Below are 18997 nucleotides of genomic sequence, written 5' to 3' on the forward strand. Positions count from 1 at the left end.
GGCGGTGTGTCAGTTACAGATGGTTCAACTGACCCACCGCCTTCGCGAGCAAGCCCGCTCCCACAGGGTTTCTATGTTCAGCCTTGGATAGGTGTGCACAACTCCACTAGCGTCCCATCCGGACAACGCACATACGACACCACTTGCCCCCACGGCTTGGCGCTCGGCGCCGACAGTTCGGTCGCGCCGTGTTCAAGGGCCTTGGCATGGGCGACGAGCACGTCTTCAGTCACAAACCCCACCTCCATGCCCAAGGGCTGCTTGGAGGCATGCGCCTGCACATGGCCGCCCGGGAAATTCATCTCCCCCAGTTCATGGGCAGCGAACGAGAGCGTGGTCTCGCCAGTTTCCAGCTCGCCATACGTGCCGGATTCATGCAGGAAACGGCGACTGAAGCCGAAGGCTTTTTCGAAAAATTCCAGGGAGGCGGCCACGTCGGGCACGTAGATGATGGTGTAGGCAAATTTCATGGTTGGCGGTCCTTGTCGGTAGTGGGCAGAGGTAGCAGCCCTGGGCGGTAGCTGGCGATCAACAGCAGTGAGGCGAGGCAGAGGGTTGGTTTTATCACAGCAGGGCATCCATTCCACAAGCAGACAAAAAGGGCACTACACCAGCAACGACGTCGGAAACCCCGCCGCCAGCACCACAAAGGCGATCACCGCCGCCAGGCACAAACCGATGAACACGCGCAGTAGCGTCCTCACGGTGGGGGAGGCGATGAACTGAACAACCCAGATACAGAGCCCGGCCACGACAATGGCCAAGGCGATAATGACCCACACGATGGTGTTCCCGCGACCTTCAAACGCTGATTTATAGTCCCAAAGCCGCCGGATGAACAGTGTGCACATAGACGCAGCCCCGCGGGCTTCCTACACTGCGGCTTGTCGTGGGGAAAGGGCAGGCGCCGATGAATCGCAATGAATTACGCAAGGCCGACATCAACCTGATGGTGGTCTTCGAAGCACTGATGCTGGAGCGCAACGTCACGCGGGTCGCGGAGAAGTTGTTTCTTGGCCAGCCCACCATCAGTTCGGCGCTCAACCGTCTGCGCACATTGTTCAACGATCCGCTGTTCATTCGCGTCGGTCATCGCATGGAGCCCACCGCGCGCGCCGAGGAAATCATCCAGCACTTGTCGCCGGCGTTGGATTCGCTGTCGTCAGCCTTGAGCCTGACCCACGATTTCGACCCCTCGATCAGTTCCATGACCTTTCGTATCGGCCTGTCCGACGATGTCGAGTTCGGCCTGCTGCCGCCTTTGCTGCGCAGCCTGCGCAGCGAAGCGCCGAAGGTGGTGTTCGTGGTGCAGCACGTCGACTACTGGCGCATCCCCGATCTGCTCGCGTCTGGCGATATCACCGTGGGCATCACCCAGACCCGTGGCCTGCCGGCCAATGCCAAGCGCAAACTGCTGCGCCATATCCGCCCGCGTATCCTGCGCGCCGACGCGTCCGACACACCGCTGACCCTCGATGAATATTGCTCACGGCCCCATGTGCTGGTGTCCCACACCGCCAATGTCTCCGGGTTTGCCGATGAGTGGCTGGCAGAGATCGGCCGCAAGCGCCAGGTGGTGTTATCGGTGCCGCAATACAGCGCATTGCCGGCGCTGCTGGCCGGCACCGACCTGATCGCCAGCCTGCCGGACTACACCGCCGAGGCCATGGCCGTGTCGGGCAACCTGTTCTGCGAGCCGTTTCCGTTCGAGACGCCAACCCTGGATTTGTCCATGGTCTGGCTCAGCCACGTGGACACCGACCCGGCCGAGCGCTGGGTGCGTTCACGACTGGAAGCGTTTATGAGTGACCGCGGCCTGGCAACCCAAGCCTGAGGCGTTTATCCGTGATATATCTAGAAATCTTCCTACGTTAGCCTCGGAGACACCCATGCCGCACCTGCACCTGGAATACACCGCCAACCTGACGCAACTGGACACCGACAAGGCCTTGTTGCGCCTGAACCATGCGTTGGTGGCCTCCGGTCAGTTCGGCGCCGAGTTCGACATCAAAAGCCGTGCGTGCAAGGTCGAGAATTTCCGTGTCGGCACCGGCCTGAACGAGCGTGGGTTTGTTGCGGTGCGCCTGGCATTGCTCAGTGGGCGTTCGCCCCAGGCCAAGAAGCAACTCTCGGAAAGCCTGCTGGCTGTGTTGCAGGAGCTCAGCGTTTGGCCTGAAGGCGTGCAGGTTCAATTGAGCGTCGAACTGCTGGATATAGATCGCGATTCCTACAGCAAAGTCGCCATCGGCTGACCCACAACCCCTTGTGGCGAGGGAGCAAGCTCCCTCACCGCAAAGCGTTATAGCAAGCCCTGGTCAGCGCAGACTTTCACCACCTGCTCACGAAACCACGTATTGGCACTGTCCTGCTCACTGGTTTCGTTCCATTGCATATCCAGGGTGAACCCCGGCAACCCGTTGGGCGCCTCGCAGTGGCCAAACACAGTGGCGGGGGCCAGCAGTTTCTGCACGCGGCGCGGCAGGGTGACGATAAAGTCAGTGCCGGTGATCATCTTCAGCGCGGCACTATAGCTGTTGGCGCGGGCAATCACTTGGCGCTTGTGGGCCTGGCGCGCGAGCCAGCCGTCGATCATGTTGGTGTCGGAGGTCCACGGCGTGGGGAACACATGGCGCCGTTCGATGAAGGATTGCAGGCTGAACGCCGGCTCTTTCGGCGCCGAGCGCTTGTCGAATACGCACACCAGGTCGTCTTCCAGCAGCATCTGGGTCTTGAAGTCTTTGTGGGCGCGGTGAAAGTGCGGGCCGAAGCAGATCACCAGATCCAGGCGGCCTTCGCGCAGGTCGTCGGCCGGGATGTCGGTTTCCAGTTTCTGCACATTGACGATCACCGGCAGGTCGGCGCGGTCGAAGTTCTTCAGCAGGCGCGGCAGGATCAACTGCTCGAAATACTCCGGAGCACACACATTGAAGGTCACCGCCTTTTGCGTCGGATCAAACGCCTGGCCACCGGCGTGGCACAGGTTGATGCTTTCAAGGATCTTCTGCACATGGCCATACATGCTGGTGGCCTTGTACGTCGGACGCATGCCCGCCCGCGTGTTGATAAACAGCTCATCTTCAAAACTGGTGCGCAGTTTCTTCAGGCTGTAGCTCACGGTGGACTGGCTGACGAAGAGTGTTTCGGACACGTCGGTAACGCTGCTCTGGTCGTAGACGGCGATAAACACCATCAAGTCCTGCATATCGAGCTTTCTGAGCAAGTTACTGTTTAACATCGGTTTCGTCCGTAAACCCGTTGTACCGAACTCAGTACAAGACAGCGCAAAAGCTTAACGGAACGGCCGTACCATTAGAAAGCTCTGTAGGGCGTTTCTATGTTTGGCGTGAGACAAATACTGTTGGCAACACGACGTCAGCGGATATGGCGGGCGTAATGCCTGGGGTCGAAGCGCGTGACGATCAGCAGCATCACCACCACTACCGCTGTCAGCGACCACCAAGCCCATTCGAAGCTGCCCAACTGGTCGCGGATCATCCCGGCGATCAGCGGCGACAAGCCCGCAATCAGGTAGCCCACGCCTTGCACAAACGCAGTCAGGCCGCCGGCGCGGCGCGGGTTGTGCAGATGGTCTAGCGACAGGATCAGGCTCATCGGGAACAGCCCGCCGATGCCCAGGCCGAGCAGGCACGGCCACAGCAGGCTCAGGTGTTGGGGGCTGAGGATCAGGCCGCAGAAACCCAGGATGATCAGCACCAGCAACACGGCGACCACACCGCGTTTATCCTGGCGACGGTTGGCGATAGCCGGGGTGACCAAGCCGGAAACCACTTCCATCGCCGTCAGAAAACCCAGGAGCAAACCGGCGTTCTGTTCACTCCAGCCTTGCTCCACGTAGTACGGCGCCAGCCACGCCAGTACACAGGTGTAGGACGCTGTACCGAGCCCAAAAAATACCGCCAGCAGCCAGGCGCGGCGGTTGCCGAAAAACGACTCCTGCGTGCCGGCAGCGGCGTGGGGTAATGGCGGCAATGCTGCGCGCTGTGTGTACCAGCACACCAGGGCCAGCAGCGCGAGCAGCGCCCACACGGCCAGGCCGATGCGCCAGCTGCCGGTCTGCACCTGCACGAACGGCGCGAACGACGCCGCCAATGCCGCGCCGCCCATGATCGCAGTGACGTATAAGCCCATGAACAGCGAGACGTTATCGCTGAAGCGCGACTTGATCAGCGCCGGCATCAACGCCTGGATCAAGGCGATCCCGACCCCGGCGGCAATCGCGCTGACGATCAACTCCAGCGCCGAATCCAAAAACAACCGCGACAGCGTCGCCACGCCAATCACCACCAGCGACCACACAATGCTGCGGTGCTCGCCAATGCGCTTGGCCACGCCCATGCCAAAAAACATCGCCAGCCCCATGGCCATCACCGGCAACATAGTCAGCAAGGCGGCGCTGCTGAAACTCAACGGCACCTCGCCGCGTATCGACGACAACAACGGGCCGACCGCCGCCATTGAGGGGCGCAGGTTAAGGGCGACCAGCACCACGCTGATCATCAGCCAAACGGCGGTGGTGGGTTTTGCGTGAACGTTTTCCATGGGCCTGCCTTGAGTGAACAAGGGCGAATCAGGCCACGGGCGGGGCAGGGGGGCAAATCAGAAAGTCGCAGGCGCTATTGAAAAAATGCAGGTCGCTGACACACCACCTCTCTAAATGCGGAAACTGGCTTGTGTGGGAGCGGGCTTGCTCGCGAAAGCGGTGTATCAGTCAATACCTTCAGCGACTGACACACTGCATTCGCGAGCAAGCCCGCTCCCACACAATCTCGCGCCGACAGGCGAACTTCAGTGTCAGGTGGGCCTGATCACATGCTTGACCTCCTGAAACGCCGCCAACCCCCACGGCCCCAGCTCGCGGCCGATGCTGCTCTGCTTGTAACCGCCCCACGCCGTCTGCGGGAAGATCACCTGCGGTGCATTGATCCACACCAGCCCAGCCTGCAACGCATTGGCCACGCGCGCGGCGGCTTCGGCATCACTGCTGACCACACTGGCCACCAGCCCGAAATCGCTGTCGTTGGCCAAGGCGATTGCCTCGGCTTCAGTGGCAAAGCGTCTGACACACAGCACCGGGCCGAAGATCTCTTCGTTCCACAACGCGCTATCCAAGGGCACATCGGTAAACACCGTCGGCCGGATGAAAAAGCCCTGGGTCAGTTGCGCCGGACGCTCACCGCCGCACACTAACCGCGCGCCGTCCTCGATACCGCGTCTGATGTGCCCGAGTACGCGCTGGTATTGCGCACGGTTGATCAGCGCACCCATTTCCACCTCGTCGGCAAACGGATCTGCCACGCGGATGCCTTGAGCGCGCAGCTGCAAACGGCGTAGGAATTCGTCGGCCAAATTGTCGGCCACCAGCACGCGGCTGGTCGCCGAACAGATCTGCCCCGCGTTGAAAAAGCCACCGCCGCACGCCAACTCCACGGCGAGGTCGAGGTCGGCATCGGCCAGTACCAGCAGCGAAGATTTGCCGCCCAATTCCAGGCTTACGCCCTTGATGGTTTCGGCCGCGCGCTGCATCACCTGCACCCCCACGGCATTGCTGCCGGTGAAGGAAATCTTCGCCACGCGCCGGTCCGCTGCCAGTGGCGCACCCACCGCCAGGCCGGTGCCGCAGACCAGGTTGAACACGCCCGCCGGGAAGCCCGCAGCGGCGATGATCCGCGCCAGTTGCAGCTCGGCCAACGGCGTGACCTCCGACGGTTTGAGCACCACGCAGCAGCCGGCGGCTAGGGCCGGCGCGAGTTTCCAGGCGGTGGTCACCATCGGAAAATTCCACGGCACAATCAGCCCCACCACGCCGCACGGTTCGCGGCGCAAGCGTGCGCTGAAATCCGTGGTGGGCAACTCGACCGGACGGTCCTGCCCTGCGTCCATGTCCTCGGCAATCGTGGCGTAGTACTCGAAGGTGGCGATCACGTCGTCCACGTCGATACCCGCCTCAAACAGCGGTTTGCCGTTGTTGCTCGATTGCAACTGCATCAGCGGTTCGCGCTGCTCGGCCACACCTTTGGCGACCTTGCGCAACAGTGCGCCGCGATCCCTGCCAGTGCTTTTCGACCAGTCGCCGAATGCCGCACTGGCCGCGTCCACCGCCCGCGTTACCGCCGCGGCATTGCCCACGCTGACGTGCGCCAACACCGCCTCGGTGGCCGGGTTGATCACCTCCAGCATCTCGCTACCGGCCAGCCATTCGCCGTTGATAAACACGCCGTTCATACCGCCACCTCCTGCATCCAAAGTCCCTGGTCGATTTCAATCAGCGTCGGCCCCTGGCGATCAACGGCCGCGCGCAAGGCGGCGCGCAATTGCGTGATGCCCTGGATGCTCTCGGCGGCGCAGCCCAGTGCCTTGGCCACGCCGATGAAGTCGGGGGTGTAGATGTCTACGCCGACGGGTTCGATGGCGCGGTTGAGCATGTATTTCTTGATCTCTTCGTAGCCCTGGTTGTTCCACAGCAGCACGATGATCGGCGTGCGTGCCTCCACCGCACTGGCCAGTTCCGGCAGGGTGAATTGCACGCCGCCGTCACCGATCAGGCACACCACCGGTTGCCCGGTGCCACGTCCCAGCCAGGCGCCGATCGCGGCGGGCAGGGCGTAGCCCAGGGTGCCGTAGCCGGTGGACGAATTGAACCAACGGCGCGGGTGGTCGAGGTTCAAGGTGAGGTTGGCGCTGTACACCGGTTGGGTGGAGTCGCCGACGATGACGGCATCGGGCAGTTCTTGCAGGACGGTGTCGAGGAATAGGGTTTGCGCGCGGGTGGCGGCGTCCCAGGTGGGCGCCAGTTCGGCCCGCAACCGGGCAACGCGTGGTGCGCCCCAGTGGGCCTCGCGTGGGGGCAGTGGTTGGCGGTTCAGCTCGCTCAGCAGCGCCTCGGCGGCGATCTGTGCGTCGGCCACCAGCGCCACTTGCGGCGGGTAGTTGCGCACCGTCTGGTCGGCGTCGATGTCGATGCGCAGCAGGGCGCCGGGAATCTTGAAACCGCCGGCGAAGGTGACGTCGTAGTCGGTCTCGGCCAGCTCGGTGCCGATGGCCAGCACCACATCCGCTTCGGCGACCAGGGCGCGGGTGGCGAGCAGGGTCTGGGTCGAGCCGATCAGCAGTGGGTGAGTCGAAGGCAGCATGCCTTTGGCGTTGATGGTCAAGGCCACCGGCGCGCCCAGCGCGTCTGCCAACCGGGTCAGTTCGGGGGCCGCATCGATGGCACCGCCACCGGCCAGGATCAACGGGCGCTTGGCCGCCGCCAGCAACTGGCTCATCTGCTTGACCGCCGCCGGCGCCGCCCCGGCACGCGCCACGCTGACCGGCTCGCTGCCGAGCAGGGCGTCGGCGTTTTCCACCAACACATCCAGCGGAATCTCGATGTGTACCGGCCGCGGTCGCCCGGCCTGGAACAGCGCGAACGCCCGCGCCAATACGCCGGGCAACTCGGCTGCCGACATCAAGGTATGGGAGAACGCCGCCACGCCGGCCATCATCGCGCCCTGGTTCGGCAACTCGTGCAACTTGCCGCGCCCGCCGCCCAGCTGGCTGCGCGATTGCACGCTGGAAATCACCAGCATCGGGATCGAGTCGGCATACGCCTGGCCCATCGCAGTGGTGATGTTGGTCATGCCGGGGCCGGTGATGATGAAACACACGCCGGGCTTGCCGCTGGTGCGTGCGTAGCCGTCGGCCATGAAACCGGCGCCCTGTTCATGGCGCGGGGTGACGTGGCGGATGCTGGAACGGGCCAGGCCGCGATACAACTCCACGGTGTGCACGCCTGGGATGCCGAACACCTGGTCCACGCCATAGCCTTCGAGGAGGTTGACCAATACTTCGCCGCAGGTTGCCATTGAGGTCGCTCTTGTTATGGATTCGAGGCGGTATTGGAGCGGCTGGCCGGTAGCGGCAACAATCGATAAAAAGTCATACTAGCCATGTCTCCACGTCATGGCTGCGCCTCCAATGAAACGCCTTCCGCCGTTGCCCGCGTTGCACACCTTCTGGGTCACCGCCCAGTGCTGCAACTTCACCCGCGCCGCCGAGCAATTGCACATCACCCAAGGCGCTGTCAGCCGACAGATCGCCGGGCTGGAAAGTCATCTGGGCTACACGCTGTTCCAGCGCCAGGCGCGTGGCTTGAGCCTTACCGACGAGGGCCGCGAATGGTCACTGCGGGTGCAACAGGTATTCGGCCTGATCGGTGAAGCGGTGGAGCAGATCGGCGGCCGTCGCCATACCCTGCAACTCAAGGCTTCCACCTGTGTGATGCGTTGGTTGCTGCCGCGCCTGATGCAATGGCAAAAGGAGCGCCCGCAGGTTCCGGTGGAGCTCACCACCACCGTGGCCTACACCGTGGACTTTCGCCGCGAGCAGTTCGACGCGGCGCTGATCTATGCGCCCATCGCCGAGCAGCCGGCCGAGGCGCGGCATTTGTTCGATGAACAACTCACCCCGGTCTGCGCGCCCACGCTGCTCGGCGACTTGCACAGCCCGGCGGATCTGCAGCGACAGGTGCTGCTGCACCCCACGCGGGACGAACGGGATTGGGCGTTGTGGTTGAGCGCGGCAAACACCCGCTTGAGCAACCTGGCCCAGGGGCATCATTTCGAAACGCTGGATCTGGCGATGACCGTGGCGTCCCAAGGCTCGGGCGTGGCGATTGGCGACAGCGCGTTGATTGGCGAGGATGTGAAGGCGGGACGATTGGCGATGCCGTTTGCGCTGAGGGTGCCGACGGGGATGGGGTATTACCTGGTGTATCCGCCTGGGACGGTGCCGTCGCAAGGGCTTGAAGCGTTAATGGATTGGTTGGTCAGCCAGGCACAATCGTCCTGACACCGCAGATCCAATTGTGGGAGCGGGCTTGCCCGCGAAGGCGGCCTGTCAGTCAACACAGATGTCGCTGACCCACCGCTATCGCGGGCAAGCCCGCTCCCACATAAACCAGCGCCCACAGGTTTTACCGCGTTGTGTCAGTAGCCCACAGTGAAACGTTGGCGCGAGTGTTTTGGCGATTCAACTTCATCGATCAACGCAATCGCGTAGTCCGCAAAACTGATCCAGCTACGACCTTCACTGCTCACCAGCAAATCATCCTGACCCACACGGAACTGGCCGGTGCGCTCGGTCTCCACGAACTCCGCCGACGGCGACAGGAAGGTCCAATCCAGTTCCTGCTCCTGACGCAGCGCAGCCAGAAATTCAGCGCCGGCACTGGCCTCAGCCTTGTACTCGGCCGGAAAGCCCGGGCTGTCAATCACACGGCTGCCATCCGGCAGCAACAACGAACCCGCGCCGCCCACCACCAGCAGGCGTTTGACCCCGGCTTTTTTCACCGGCCCGATCACCGCCCTGGCGGGCAGGGTGGCGAAGTGTGCCGCGCTGATCACCACATCGTTGCCGCTGACCGCTGCCTGCAGGGCCTGGGCGTCCAGCGCATCGGCCTGCTTGACCGTGACGCCAGGGCGCGCGGCGATCTTGTCGGTATTACGCGCGATGGCGGTGACACTGTGCCCACGACGCAACGCTTCTTCCAGCAGTTGGCTACCCGCACGGCCGGTAGCACCAATGATTGCAATCTTGCTCATGATCTTCTCCAGTCAGTCAGGGGGTTAAAACCATTCACCACTTCATTTCGCCCTTGGCGACTTTGGCGCTCAGTTCCAGCGAGCTTTCGTCGGCGAGGGACGGGTAACGCTTTTTCATGGCCGCGATCAGCGCGGCGGAGTCTTTGGCCTTGGCGGTTTCGATGTCGAAGGCCTTGATGTAGTCGGCAGTGAACGCCACCGATTTCAGGGTCGGCGTACCGAGGTAGTGGCCCGGGATCACGCTGCGTGGCTTGAGCTGTTGGATGCGCTGCAGGGTCGCCAGCCAGTCTTTGTGGGACTGGGCACTCTGGGTGTCGGCCATCCACAGGTGAATGTTCTCGGCGACCACCACGCCACCGACCACGGCCTTGATTGAAGGGATCCACACAAAGCTGCGGTCCGGCTGCGCGCCGTCCAGGCCGATGACTTCCAGTTGCTGGCCTTCGAGGCTCAGGCTATGACCTGGCAGCACGTCCGGCACGATGGTTTTAGCCGGCTTGTCGGCGCCCATTTTCGGGCCCCAGAATTCCAGCTTGCCGGCCACGGTGGCCTTGATGTGGTCGACCACTGGTTGCGGCGCGAGCACCTTGGCATCGGGGAATGCAGTGGTGAGGGTGTCGAGGCCGAAGTAGTAGTCCGGGTCGCCGTGGCTGATGTAGATAGTGGTCAAGTGCTTGCCGCTGGCGCGAATCTTCTGCACAAGCTGCTCGGCCTGGGCCTTGCCGAATTGCGCGTCCACCAGGATCGCGTCCTTGGCGCCGCTGACCAGCACCGAGCTGACCGGGAAGATCGCGGCTTCGCCTGGGTTGTACACCTCAAGGGTCAGGTCGGCTGCGGCGGCGTGCGCGGCGAAGGCCAGGGCGGCGGTCGCCAGGGTCAAGCGTTTGAGGGTGGACAACATCGGGCAGCTCCAGCAGTCGATTCAAAGGATGCACAGAGCTTAGTTGCACCAAACCCAACTAAAAATGCGATGCTGGGACATAGTTTGTTTCTAAAAGCGGGCAAATCATGGATCGGCTTCAAGCAATGCGCGTGTTTGTCACGGTGGTGGACCTGGGTAGCCAGTCTGCCGCCGCCGACCACCTGGACCTGTCACGCCCGGTGGTCTCGCGTTACCTGGCCGAGCTGGAAGATTGGGTCGGCGCGCGCCTGCTGCACCGCACCACGCGCAAACTAAGCCTGACGGCGGCCGGCAGCGAAACCCTGCCCCGTTGCCGGCAATTGCTGGAGCTGAGCTGCGACATGCAAGCCGCCGTCAGTGAACCCGATGATGCGCCCCGTGGCCTGCTGCGCCTGAGCGTGAGCACCTCGTTCGGCCAGGCGCAATTGGCCGAGGCGATCGCCGAGTACGTCAAGCGCTACCCGCTGGTGACGGTGGACCTGCAAATGCTCGATCGCACGGTGAACCTGGTGGATGAGCGCATCGACCTGGCCATCCGCACCAGCACTGACCTGGACCCCAACCTGATCGCCCGACGCCTGACGGTTTGCCGCTCGGTGGTGTGTGCCACCCCGGCGTACCTGCTGGAGCATCCGGCGCCGCAGAAAGTCGAGGACCTGGCGCGGCACAACTGCCTCACCCATTCCTATTTCGGCAAAAGCCTGTGGCATTTCGAAGAGGGCGGCGAACACGTTTCGGTGCCGGTGCACGGCAACATCACGGCCAACGAGGCCAGTACCTTATTGCGCGTGACCCTGGCCGGGGCGGGGGTGGGCATGTTGCCCAGCTACCAGGCCGGCGATTACATCCGCCGTGGCGAACTGGTGCGTCTGCTGCCCGCGGCCGAGCCCCGGCAAATGCACATCTATGCGGTATACGCGTCACGCAAGCACATGCCGTCGGCGCTGCGCAGCCTGTTGGATTTCCTGGTGTCGAGGTTTCCCCAAACACCTCTTTGGGACGAGGGGCTCTGAGTCGATATAAACAGACTGAATAGGCGCCAATAATGGCAACTTGCCCGGGCTGGCCTATGCTTTAAACAGCACTGTGTAGATCCGCTCAGAGGTCTGTGCCATGAGCATCAAAACCAGAAAGTACCTGATGATTTTCACCCTTAGCGCATTGGCCAGCGCGCTGTACGGGACTGCCGCCTACCGCGTCGAGCAAACCCGTATGCAACCGAGCTTTGCGATCAGTTGCCATCAGGACCAATGTGTCCCCCACACCGGCAGTTTCAGCGCCTTGCGCTAGAACCCGTCCGCTGGAGATTCCATGTGGGAGCGGGCAAGCCCGCTCTCACATAGACCTGTTCCCACTGTTTAGTTCGGTGTTGTCTCAGCCTTGAGCTGCTCGCGAAACGCCTTGGGTGAAAAGCCGACCCGTCGGCGAAACAGTCGGGAGAAGTTGGTCGGGTCGGAAAAACCCAGCACTTCCGACATTTCATTGATGGTCATGCTGGTGTAGGTCAGCAGGCGTTTGGCCTCCAGCAACTGGCGGTCATGCATGATCTGCAATGCCGGTTTCCCGCCCAGTTCCCGACACGTCCCATTCAGGTGTGAGACCGAGATACCCAACTTGTGGGCCAAGTCCTCAATCTTTGGATGTTCGCGGTAATGCTGCTCGACCAGTTGGGTAAAGCGCCGAAAGTACTCGCGCCCGCGCGGCGCGCGCGGATGGCGACGCTGAATCGCCTGGCGGCTGATCCACACCAGCAGCACGCTGACCAGGGCGTGCATCATCATGTCCCGTGACGGTTGTTCGTTGGCGTATTCGTCCTGCAGGCGGGCGAACTGGCTGTTGAGATAGCCACTGTCCTTGCCCGCCGGGTAACTGCCCAGCGCCTGCAAACCGTCCATCGTGCCGCCCAGTTGCGTCTGCAAGTGATTGACCAGTGGCGCCGCCAGTGTCACCACATAACCCTCGACATCCTCGGCAAACCGGAACCCGTGCACACACAGCGGCGGCAGCACCTGCAATGTCGCTTCGTTGAGGGTACTGCGCAGGCCTTCGATTTCCAGTTGTGCCTGGCCTTTATGCACGTACAGCAATTGGCACAGATCCGCGTGCCGGTGGGGCTGGATTTCCCACTGGTATTCCCGGCTGCGTCGGGAAATGGTTTCGCAGTGCAACAAATCGGGGGTCGGCCATTGCTGGTTTTCCCCGTAAAGCTTGAAGACCGGAATCGCGGTTTTGGTCATGGTTTCAATCCGACACTCAGGACAGTGGTGCGGTAATCGCCCCGATTGGCGAAAAACGCAGGTTTTGGCTCAGTTTTCACCTTCTTATGCCAGCCACTCAAGTTAAAAATGCCAGCAACAAGATCAATGACAACTCTTTCACTCTATCCGTTCGAGTGGAATACGCAGGCGATAAAAATAATGAAAATCCTGAAAACCCAAGTCGCCATCATCGGCGCCGGACCTTCCGGGCTGTTGCTCGGCCAACTGTTGCACAACGCCGGTATCCAGACCCTGATCGTAGAGCGCCAGAGCGCCGACTATGTGCGTGGCCGCATCCGTGCCGGGGTGCTGGAACAAGGCATGGTCGACCTGCTGCGCGAGGCGGGCGTGAGCCAGCGCATGGACGCCGAAGGGTTGGTGCATGACGGCTTCGAACTGGCGCTGAACGGCAAGCTCAGCCATATCGACCTCAAGGGCTTGACCGGCGGCCAGTCGGTGATGGTCTACGGCCAGACCGAAGTGACCCGCGACCTCATGGCCGCCCGCGTCGCTGCCGGCGCCACCACCTTCTACGAAGCCAGCCATGTGCAGCCGCACGCGCTGAAAAGTGATCAACCCTGGCTGACCTTCGAACACCAGGGCGAACCCTATCGCCTGGAGTGCGACTACATCGCCGGTTGCGATGGATTCCACGGTGTTGCCCGTCAGTCGATTCCGCAAGAGTCGCTGAAAATCTTCGAACGTGTGTATCCCTTCGGCTGGCTCGGCATCCTCGCCGACACGCCGCCGGTACACGCCGAGCTGGTGTACGCCAAGCACCCGCGTGGCTTTGCCCTATGCAGCATGCGCTCGCCCACGCGCAGTCGTTATTACTTGCAAGTGCCGGTGCAAGAGCCGTTGGATGAATGGTCGGACGCACGCTTCTGGGATGAACTGAAGACCCGCCTGCCAGGCGACCTGGCCGCGCAGTTGGTGACCGGGCCGTCCATCGAGAAAAGCATCGCGCCGCTGCGCAGTTTCGTGGTCGAGCCGATGCAATACGGGCGCCTGTTCCTGCTCGGCGATGCCGCGCACATCGTGCCGCCCACCGGCGCCAAGGGCTTGAACCTGGCGGCCAGCGATGTGAACACGCTGTTGCGGATCTTGCTCAAGGTGTACCGCGAAGGACGTGTGGACCTATTGGAAAACTACTCGGCGATCTGCCTGCGCCGGGTGTGGAAGGCCGAGCGGTTTTCCTGGTGGATGACCTCGATGCTGCACCAGTTTCCAGAGGCGGATGGCTTCAGCCAGCGGATTGCCGAGAGTGAGCTTGATTACTTCATCCACTCCGAGGCGGGGCGTAGGACCATTGCCGAAAACTACGTAGGCCTACCCTACGAAACCATCGACTAACCCCCCTGCAACGCCTGTAGGTGGTTTCAGGGGCTGTAGTAACCCACTGCGACCATGTAATGCCCGCTCTTGCGCAAGTACGCATGCTTGTTCTCGACCTTGCCGGTCACCGGGTTTTTCCAGCGGTACTTGTACTCACCCTGGTCCTGCTCGGCCATCAGCTTGAGGATCGGCTCGCCCACCGGCTTGCCGTCCGGGTCCTTGATCTTGCCGAAGTCGGTGTTGATCAACCGCAGGGTGGTGCCGTGGGCCACGTAGCGCTCGGTATTGAGGTCGACCACAAACACGTACAGGTCATCCTGCAGAAAGCCGCCTTGCAACGAATTGATCGCTTTCAGTGTGCCGGCTTCGTCCTTGACCAGTGCGTTCACGGCCTTGTTGCGCAGGGCACGCGCCTGTTCCGGAGTGGCCCTTGGCAGGTAGTAGCCGACCGCGAGGATGCGCTCGCCGACGCGCTGATAGAACACATGCTTGTGTTCCACTTTGCCGTCGTTCCAGTTCTGCCAGCGATAGTCGGCCTGCTGGATGCCTTGGCTTTCGGGCACGTTGAGGGCGTCCTTGAACGATTGGCGCAGCTCGGGCCCAAGCACCTCACTGACATCACGGCCGATCAAGGCGGAGGAGGGGCCGCCGCTGGCCAGCAGCACGCCTTTGGTGTCGAGCACGAACACGTAGCGGTCCTTGTCGATGAATTCGCCTTGGCGGCTGAACGCGGCGAAGGCCTTGTCACCGTTGCTCTGGTAATACGCCAAGGCTTTTTCCAGCAGTGCCTTGGCGGCTTGAGCGTCCTCGTCCTGAGTCGTTGCAGCGTGCACCTGGCTGAAACACAACAACAGCAGCCAGGTGATGTGGCGCAGTGCCTTCATGGTCCGTTCCTCGTTCTTGTTGATGTGCCAAGAGCGTAGACGGCTGTAGTCCAAGGCGTCGAATGTTTAGCCAAGTTGCACCCAAACTCCGCCAAGCCTGAATTTATTCACCTATGCCGGCGTGTGACGCTGCCGGGCATCGACCTCACTGTGATCGCCCATGGACGGTTCCGCCGATACGCTCCCCGAGCTGGCTTTCTGGGCACTGTTCCACTGCCGGCACGCACGCCCACCAGACGTCTTTCTCCTACGTTGATCCACCCCCTGTAGGGCGTGCTCCTGCGCGCCTGTCCGACACAAACGTATGAGAATGCCCATGAGCGATTTCGCCTGCCTGCACGAAGCCCAGACCTTTCTGGACCAGCACCCGGACATCGAGATGTTCGAACTGTTTATCCTCGACAACAATGGCGTGCCACGTGGCAAGCTCCTGCACCGCGATGAACTGCTGGCGGTGTACGCCAGCGGCCGGCCGCTGCCCAGCACCATCCTCGGCCTGACCATCAATGGCGACGACGTAGAGGACTCCGGGCTGGTCTGGGACGTGGGCGATATTGACTGTCGCGCCTACCCCCTCAGTGGCAGCCTGCAGCGCATGCCATGGCGGTTGATCCCGACGGCGGCGGTGCAAGTCAGCATGCACCCAAGCGAAGGCCTGCCCGCCACGGTGGCCGACCCCCGGCACTTGCTGGCCAGGGTGATCGACGGGCTCAAGGCCGACGGTTATTACCCGGTGATGGCGGCGGAGCTGGAGTTCTACCTGCTGGACCAGCAACCCGACAGCCATGGCCGCCCGCAACCGGCACGGGACATGGACGGCGGCCGCCCACGTTCGACCCAGGTCTACGGCCTGCGCGAGCTGGAACAGATCGAACCGTTTCTCGCTGACCTCTATAGCGCCTGCAAATTGCAAGGCATCCCGGCACGTACGGCGATCTCCGAATACGCCCCGGGCCAAGTCGAGATCACCCTGGAGCACCGCGCCGACGCCCTGCAAGCGATGGATGAGGCGGTGCGCTACAAGCGCCTGGTCAAGGGCGTGGCGCACAAGCACGGGATGACCGCCTGCTTCATGGCCAAGCCGTTCGACGACCTCGCCGGCACCGGCATGCACATGCACGTCAGCCTGGCAGACGCAGCGGGCAACAACCTGTTCGCCAGTGAGGCTGCCGACGGCACGCCGCTGCTGCGCCAGGCGGTGGGCGGCATGCTAAGTACTTTGCTCGATTCGCTGCTGCTGTTTTGCCCCAACGCCAACTCCTACCGGCGTTTCCAGAGCAACAGCTATGCGCCACTGGCCGCCACCTGGGGGGTCGACAACCGCACCGTCAGCCTGCGTGTACCTGGTGGCCCGGCCCCATCCCGGCACATCGAACACCGCATCTGCGGTGCCGACGCCAACCCCTACCTGGCTGCTGCTGCGATCCTGGCCGGCATCCATCGAGGTATCCGCGAACAACGCGACCCCGGCGCGCCGGTGGAAGGCAATGGCTATGCCCAGGCCAAGGAGTTGCTGCCCACTGACTGGCTGACCACCCTGCGTGCGCTGGAAGGCTCAAGCTGGGCGCGAGAAGCGTTTGGCCGTGAGTTCCTCGGCGTGTACCTGGCGGTAAAACGTGCGGAATACCGCCAGTTCATGGGCGAGGTCGGCGCGCAGGATTGGCGCTGGTATCTGCATCAGGCCTGAACAAGTCGACGGTAGTGATGGTTTCAACCTTTTTTTCACGTTGCAGTGGTTAAGCTGCGAATCAAGGTCGTTCACTCCCGTTTCACTTACATGAGCTCGCGATGTCGCCACAACCTCCATCCTCCATCGAGATCGAATTCGCCGAGCGCTGTGGCCGTGAGCACGCGCGGGTCTGCGGCGATACGCGTCCGCCCGGGCTGCTGCAGCGCCTGGCGGCCTGGCGTGTGCAGCGGCTGGTGCGTCATGCACTGAACGCGGCGGGCGAGCCGGGGCTGATTCTGGATCTGGCGTGTGGTTCGGGGCGCTTCTGGCCGGTGTTGGCCGAGCACGTCAACCGCGTGATCCTGGCCTCGGATAATTCCCAGGACATGCTCGACCACGCCCGCGGTCATCACCCGGCATTGCTCAAGCGGATCAAGACGTTCCAGGGCTCGGCGTTTTCCATCGGCCTGTCCGCGAACGCGGTGGACTGCATTTTCTGCCTGGAGCTGTTTCGGCATGTCCCCGGCAGTGACGGGCGCCTGGCGCTGCTGCGCGAGTTTTACCGGGTCAGTCGCGACACGGTGATTGTTTCGGTCAATTCGGCGGTGGCGGTGGAGCCGGAGTTTCGCCAGGCCGGTTTCGAGGTGCTCAACCACCAGGAATTCGTGCCGGGCTCCAAGCTGTGGCGGGTCTACGTGCTGCGTAAGGCAGGATAACTCCCGTTCATCGGACTATTCTTTATCTCTTGTGGGAGTTTTCGTGTGGCGCACGCATTGCGGATGCTCGCAATGCCCTTTCGCGATATATACTGCGCGCCATTCTTCAAGGGAGAGCCGTGTGGCCATCGATATTCACTGGATCTGCGACAACGATAGCCTCGGCCAGCATTGCGCCGAATGGCAGCAGTTGCCATTCGTCGCCCTCGACACCGAATTCATGCGGGTCGACACCTTTTATCCCATCGCCGGGCTGATCCAGATTGGTGATGGCGTACGCGCTTACCTGATCGATCCCCTGACCATCGACAACTGGCAACCCTTGGCCGCCTTGCTGGAAAACCCGGCGGTGATCAAGGTGGTGCACGCGTGCAGCGAAGACCTCGAAGTGCTGCTGCGCCTGACCGGCAGCCTGCCGGTGCCGTTGTTCGATACGCAATTGGCGGCCGCTTACCTGAACCTCGGTTTCTCCATGGGCTATTCGCGCCTGGTGCAGGCCGTGCTGGACATTGAGCTGCCCAAGGGCGAAACCCGCTCGGACTGGCTGCAGCGGCCGTTGTCCGAGACGCAGATCAGCTACGCCGCCGAAGACGCGTTGCACTTGGCGCAGGTCTACATCCGCCTGCGTCCGCAGCTGTCCGACGACAAATACGCCTGGGTATTGGACGACGGCGCCGAGCTGGTGGCCAACCTGCGCCGCGAAGTCGACCCCTACGAGGTGTACCGCGACGCCAAGCTGGCGTGGAAACTGTCCCGCGCGCAACTCGCGGTATTACGTGAGCTGTGCGCCTGGCGCGAACAGCAGGCGCGTGCCCGCGACCTGCCGCGCAACCGCATTATTCGCGAACACTCGCTGTGGCCCCTGGCCAAGACCCAGCCGGATAACCTCGCCGCCCTGGGCAAGATCGAAGACATGCACCCGCGCACCGTGCGTCAGGATGGCCAGTTCCTGCTGGACCTGATCAAACGTGCCGGCAGTGTGCCCGCTGACCAGTGGCCGCCCGCCGTCGCCGAGCCCTTGCCGGTGGACGCCGCCGCGCTGATCAAGCAACTGCGTGCCCTGGGCCAGGCCGAAGCCGAACGCCTGAACATGGCGCCGGAACTGATGCTGCGCAAGAAAACCCTCGAAGCCCTGGTCAAAAGTGGCTACCCCGATGGGCCTTACCAATTGCCAGACTCGCTGCGTGGCTGGCGCCGCGAGTTGATGGGCCAGGCGCTGCTCGACAGCCTGGCCACTGCCGGAGAACAGCCTTGAAACGTATTTGCTCCATCTACCGCAGCCCCAAACGCGCCGGCATGTACCTTTACGTGCTTAAAAGCGACGTGCTGGAACGTGTGCCCGAAGGCCTGCTCGCGGTGTTCGGCAAGCCGGTGCACGCGTTCAACCTGGTGCTGACCCCTGAGCGCAAGCTGCAACAGGAAGACATCGCCCAGGTCCTGGAAAACCTCGACAAGCAGGGCTACCACCTGCAAATGCCGCCGCCCGAGGACGAGTACATCGAGCACTTGCCCGAAGAACTGCTGCGCCGTAACGACCCGATGTGATCGGTCAGTGCCCCCTTCCGGGCACATTTTTCAATGCAATCGTATTGGTGGGCGGTGGCCGTAAGGATGCGGGCGGCCGTCTGCACT

Annotated in this window: 20 protein-coding genes; 10 read left to right on the forward strand and 10 right to left on the reverse strand. The window is 62.5% G+C overall.

The window, feature by feature from the left end; genetic code table 11:
• Positions 1–77 precede the first annotated feature (77 nt).
• Positions 78–470 carry a VOC family protein gene (locus OPU96_RS13060; protein ID WP_226455279.1) on the reverse strand — a complete coding sequence of 131 codons (393 nt, stop codon included), beginning with the start codon at positions 468–470 and terminating at the stop codon, positions 78–80.
• Positions 471–605: 135 nt separating this feature from the next.
• On the reverse strand, positions 606–782 hold the full coding sequence (locus tag OPU96_RS13065) for a hypothetical protein (RefSeq protein ID WP_226455280.1): 177 nt from the start codon (positions 780–782) through the stop codon (positions 606–608).
• Positions 783–910: 128 nt separating this feature from the next.
• Between OPU96_RS13065 and OPU96_RS13070 the strand changes: the two genes are divergently transcribed.
• Both OPU96_RS13070 and OPU96_RS13075 read left to right on the forward strand, forming a co-directional pair.
• On the forward strand, positions 911–1834 hold the full coding sequence (locus OPU96_RS13070; RefSeq protein ID WP_192299146.1) for a LysR substrate-binding domain-containing protein: 924 nt from the start codon (positions 911–913) through the stop codon (positions 1832–1834).
• Between the two features lie 55 nt (positions 1835–1889).
• Positions 1890–2252, forward strand: coding sequence for a 5-carboxymethyl-2-hydroxymuconate Delta-isomerase (locus tag OPU96_RS13075; RefSeq protein ID WP_226455281.1), 363 nt, complete (start codon positions 1890–1892; stop codon positions 2250–2252).
• A 47-nt stretch (positions 2253–2299) separates the two neighbouring features.
• Here OPU96_RS13075 and OPU96_RS13080 read toward each other — a convergent pair whose 3' ends face one another.
• From OPU96_RS13080 to OPU96_RS13095, 4 genes are all read right to left on the reverse strand, one after another.
• Positions 2300–3235: a LysR family transcriptional regulator gene (locus OPU96_RS13080; RefSeq protein WP_192299144.1), complete on the reverse strand. Its 936-nt coding sequence runs from the start codon at positions 3233–3235 to the stop codon at positions 2300–2302.
• Positions 3236–3372: 137 nt separating this feature from the next.
• Entirely contained in the window at positions 3373–4560 is a 1188-nt protein-coding gene (locus OPU96_RS13085) for a cyanate transporter (protein WP_226455282.1), read from the reverse strand.
• 252 nt (positions 4561–4812) lie between these two features.
• Positions 4813–6243 (reverse strand): aldehyde dehydrogenase family protein, encoded by a 1431-nt coding sequence (locus tag OPU96_RS13090; RefSeq protein WP_498559174.1) that lies wholly within the window; start codon positions 6241–6243, stop codon positions 4813–4815.
• Positions 6240–7865, reverse strand: a complete 1626-nt coding sequence (locus OPU96_RS13095) for a 5-guanidino-2-oxopentanoate decarboxylase (RefSeq protein WP_498559175.1) — start codon at positions 7863–7865, stop codon at positions 6240–6242. Before OPU96_RS13095 ends, OPU96_RS13090 begins: the two co-directional genes overlap by 4 nt.
• 112 nt (positions 7866–7977) lie before the next feature.
• On the opposite strand from OPU96_RS13095, the gene OPU96_RS13100 reads away from it, so the two are divergent.
• Positions 7978–8850: a LysR substrate-binding domain-containing protein gene (locus OPU96_RS13100; protein ID WP_498559176.1), complete on the forward strand. Its 873-nt coding sequence runs from the start codon at positions 7978–7980 to the stop codon at positions 8848–8850.
• A 137-nt stretch (positions 8851–8987) separates the two neighbouring features.
• On the opposite strand, the gene OPU96_RS13105 is transcribed toward OPU96_RS13100, so the two are convergent.
• Together OPU96_RS13105 and OPU96_RS13110 are read right to left on the reverse strand one after the other, a co-directional pair.
• Complete coding sequence (locus OPU96_RS13105; protein WP_498559177.1) at positions 8988–9602, reverse strand: NAD(P)-dependent oxidoreductase; 615 nt, start codon at positions 9600–9602, stop codon at positions 8988–8990.
• Between the two features lie 34 nt (positions 9603–9636).
• Complete coding sequence (locus OPU96_RS13110) at positions 9637–10503, reverse strand: MBL fold metallo-hydrolase (RefSeq protein WP_498559178.1); 867 nt, start codon at positions 10501–10503, stop codon at positions 9637–9639.
• A 107-nt stretch (positions 10504–10610) separates the two neighbouring features.
• Here OPU96_RS13110 and OPU96_RS13115 point away from each other — a divergent pair, with 107 nt between their 5' ends.
• On the forward strand, positions 10611–11516 hold the full coding sequence (locus tag OPU96_RS13115) for a LysR family transcriptional regulator (protein WP_498559179.1): 906 nt from the start codon (positions 10611–10613) through the stop codon (positions 11514–11516).
• A gap of 100 nt (positions 11517–11616) precedes the next feature.
• The gene (locus tag OPU96_RS13120; protein ID WP_192299136.1) at positions 11617–11793 is read left to right on the forward strand and encodes a hypothetical protein; all 177 of its coding nucleotides are present in this window, start codon (positions 11617–11619) and stop codon (positions 11791–11793) included.
• Between the two features lie 68 nt (positions 11794–11861).
• On the opposite strand, the gene OPU96_RS13125 is transcribed toward OPU96_RS13120, so the two are convergent.
• A complete protein-coding gene (locus OPU96_RS13125) occupies positions 11862–12740 on the reverse strand; it encodes a helix-turn-helix domain-containing protein (protein WP_498559180.1) in 879 nt (292 codons plus the stop codon).
• 180 nt (positions 12741–12920) lie between these two features.
• On the opposite strand from OPU96_RS13125, the gene pobA reads away from it, so the two are divergent.
• The gene (gene pobA, locus OPU96_RS13130; RefSeq protein ID WP_226455289.1) at positions 12921–14114 is read left to right on the forward strand and encodes a 4-hydroxybenzoate 3-monooxygenase; all 1194 of its coding nucleotides are present in this window, start codon (positions 12921–12923) and stop codon (positions 14112–14114) included.
• Positions 14115–14140: 26 nt separating this feature from the next.
• Here the strand turns inward: pobA and OPU96_RS13135 are convergent, their stop codons facing one another.
• Complete coding sequence (locus OPU96_RS13135; protein WP_226455290.1) at positions 14141–14980, reverse strand: cache domain-containing protein; 840 nt, start codon at positions 14978–14980, stop codon at positions 14141–14143.
• Positions 14981–15296: 316 nt separating this feature from the next.
• Between OPU96_RS13135 and OPU96_RS13140 the strand changes: the two genes are divergently transcribed.
• From OPU96_RS13140 to OPU96_RS13155, 4 genes are all read left to right on the forward strand, one after another.
• Positions 15297–16667 (forward strand): glutamine synthetase family protein, encoded by a 1371-nt coding sequence (locus OPU96_RS13140; protein WP_498559181.1) that lies wholly within the window; start codon positions 15297–15299, stop codon positions 16665–16667.
• Between the two features lie 101 nt (positions 16668–16768).
• Complete coding sequence (locus OPU96_RS13145; RefSeq protein ID WP_226455292.1) at positions 16769–17365, forward strand: class I SAM-dependent methyltransferase; 597 nt, start codon at positions 16769–16771, stop codon at positions 17363–17365.
• Positions 17366–17486: 121 nt separating this feature from the next.
• Entirely contained in the window at positions 17487–18620 is a 1134-nt protein-coding gene (rnd, locus tag OPU96_RS13150; protein ID WP_192299130.1) for a ribonuclease D, read from the forward strand.
• Complete coding sequence (locus OPU96_RS13155) at positions 18617–18910, forward strand: YcgL domain-containing protein (protein WP_159962113.1); 294 nt, start codon at positions 18617–18619, stop codon at positions 18908–18910. Before rnd ends, OPU96_RS13155 begins: the two co-directional genes overlap by 4 nt.
• Positions 18911–18997: the final 87 nt, after the last annotated feature.

The organism is Pseudomonas sp. RP-B7 (genome assembly GCF_059803535.1).

What these genes read in the sequence shown, in the direction of transcription:
- OPU96_RS13070 (WP_192299146.1), top strand. Translation starts at nt 911, where the DNA reads ATGAATCGCAATGAATTACGCAAGGCCGACATCAACCTGATGGTGGTC.
- OPU96_RS13105 (WP_498559177.1), bottom strand. Translation starts at nt 9,602, where the DNA reads ATGAGCAAGATTGCAATCATTGGTGCTACCGGCCGTGCGGGTAGCCAA.
- OPU96_RS13095 (WP_498559175.1), bottom strand. Translation starts at nt 7,865, where the DNA reads ATGGCAACCTGCGGCGAAGTATTGGTCAACCTCCTCGAAGGCTATGGC.
- OPU96_RS13140 (WP_498559181.1), top strand. Translation starts at nt 15,297, where the DNA reads ATGAGCGATTTCGCCTGCCTGCACGAAGCCCAGACCTTTCTGGACCAG.
- OPU96_RS13135 (WP_226455290.1), bottom strand. Translation starts at nt 14,980, where the DNA reads ATGAAGGCACTGCGCCACATCACCTGGCTGCTGTTGTTGTGTTTCAGC.
- OPU96_RS13075 (WP_226455281.1), top strand. Translation starts at nt 1,890, where the DNA reads ATGCCGCACCTGCACCTGGAATACACCGCCAACCTGACGCAACTGGAC.
- OPU96_RS13115 (WP_498559179.1), top strand. Translation starts at nt 10,611, where the DNA reads ATGGATCGGCTTCAAGCAATGCGCGTGTTTGTCACGGTGGTGGACCTG.
- OPU96_RS13120 (WP_192299136.1), top strand. Translation starts at nt 11,617, where the DNA reads ATGAGCATCAAAACCAGAAAGTACCTGATGATTTTCACCCTTAGCGCA.
- OPU96_RS13090 (WP_498559174.1), bottom strand. Translation starts at nt 6,243, where the DNA reads ATGAACGGCGTGTTTATCAACGGCGAATGGCTGGCCGGTAGCGAGATG.
- OPU96_RS13145 (WP_226455292.1), top strand. Translation starts at nt 16,769, where the DNA reads ATGTCGCCACAACCTCCATCCTCCATCGAGATCGAATTCGCCGAGCGC.
- OPU96_RS13125 (WP_498559180.1), bottom strand. Translation starts at nt 12,740, where the DNA reads ATGACCAAAACCGCGATTCCGGTCTTCAAGCTTTACGGGGAAAACCAG.
- OPU96_RS13085 (WP_226455282.1), bottom strand. Translation starts at nt 4,560, where the DNA reads ATGGAAAACGTTCACGCAAAACCCACCACCGCCGTTTGGCTGATGATC.
- pobA (WP_226455289.1), top strand. Translation starts at nt 12,921, where the DNA reads ATGAAAATCCTGAAAACCCAAGTCGCCATCATCGGCGCCGGACCTTCC.
- OPU96_RS13080 (WP_192299144.1), bottom strand. Translation starts at nt 3,235, where the DNA reads ATGTTAAACAGTAACTTGCTCAGAAAGCTCGATATGCAGGACTTGATG.
- OPU96_RS13110 (WP_498559178.1), bottom strand. Translation starts at nt 10,503, where the DNA reads ATGTTGTCCACCCTCAAACGCTTGACCCTGGCGACCGCCGCCCTGGCC.
- OPU96_RS13100 (WP_498559176.1), top strand. Translation starts at nt 7,978, where the DNA reads ATGAAACGCCTTCCGCCGTTGCCCGCGTTGCACACCTTCTGGGTCACC.
- OPU96_RS13060 (WP_226455279.1), bottom strand. Translation starts at nt 470, where the DNA reads ATGAAATTTGCCTACACCATCATCTACGTGCCCGACGTGGCCGCCTCC.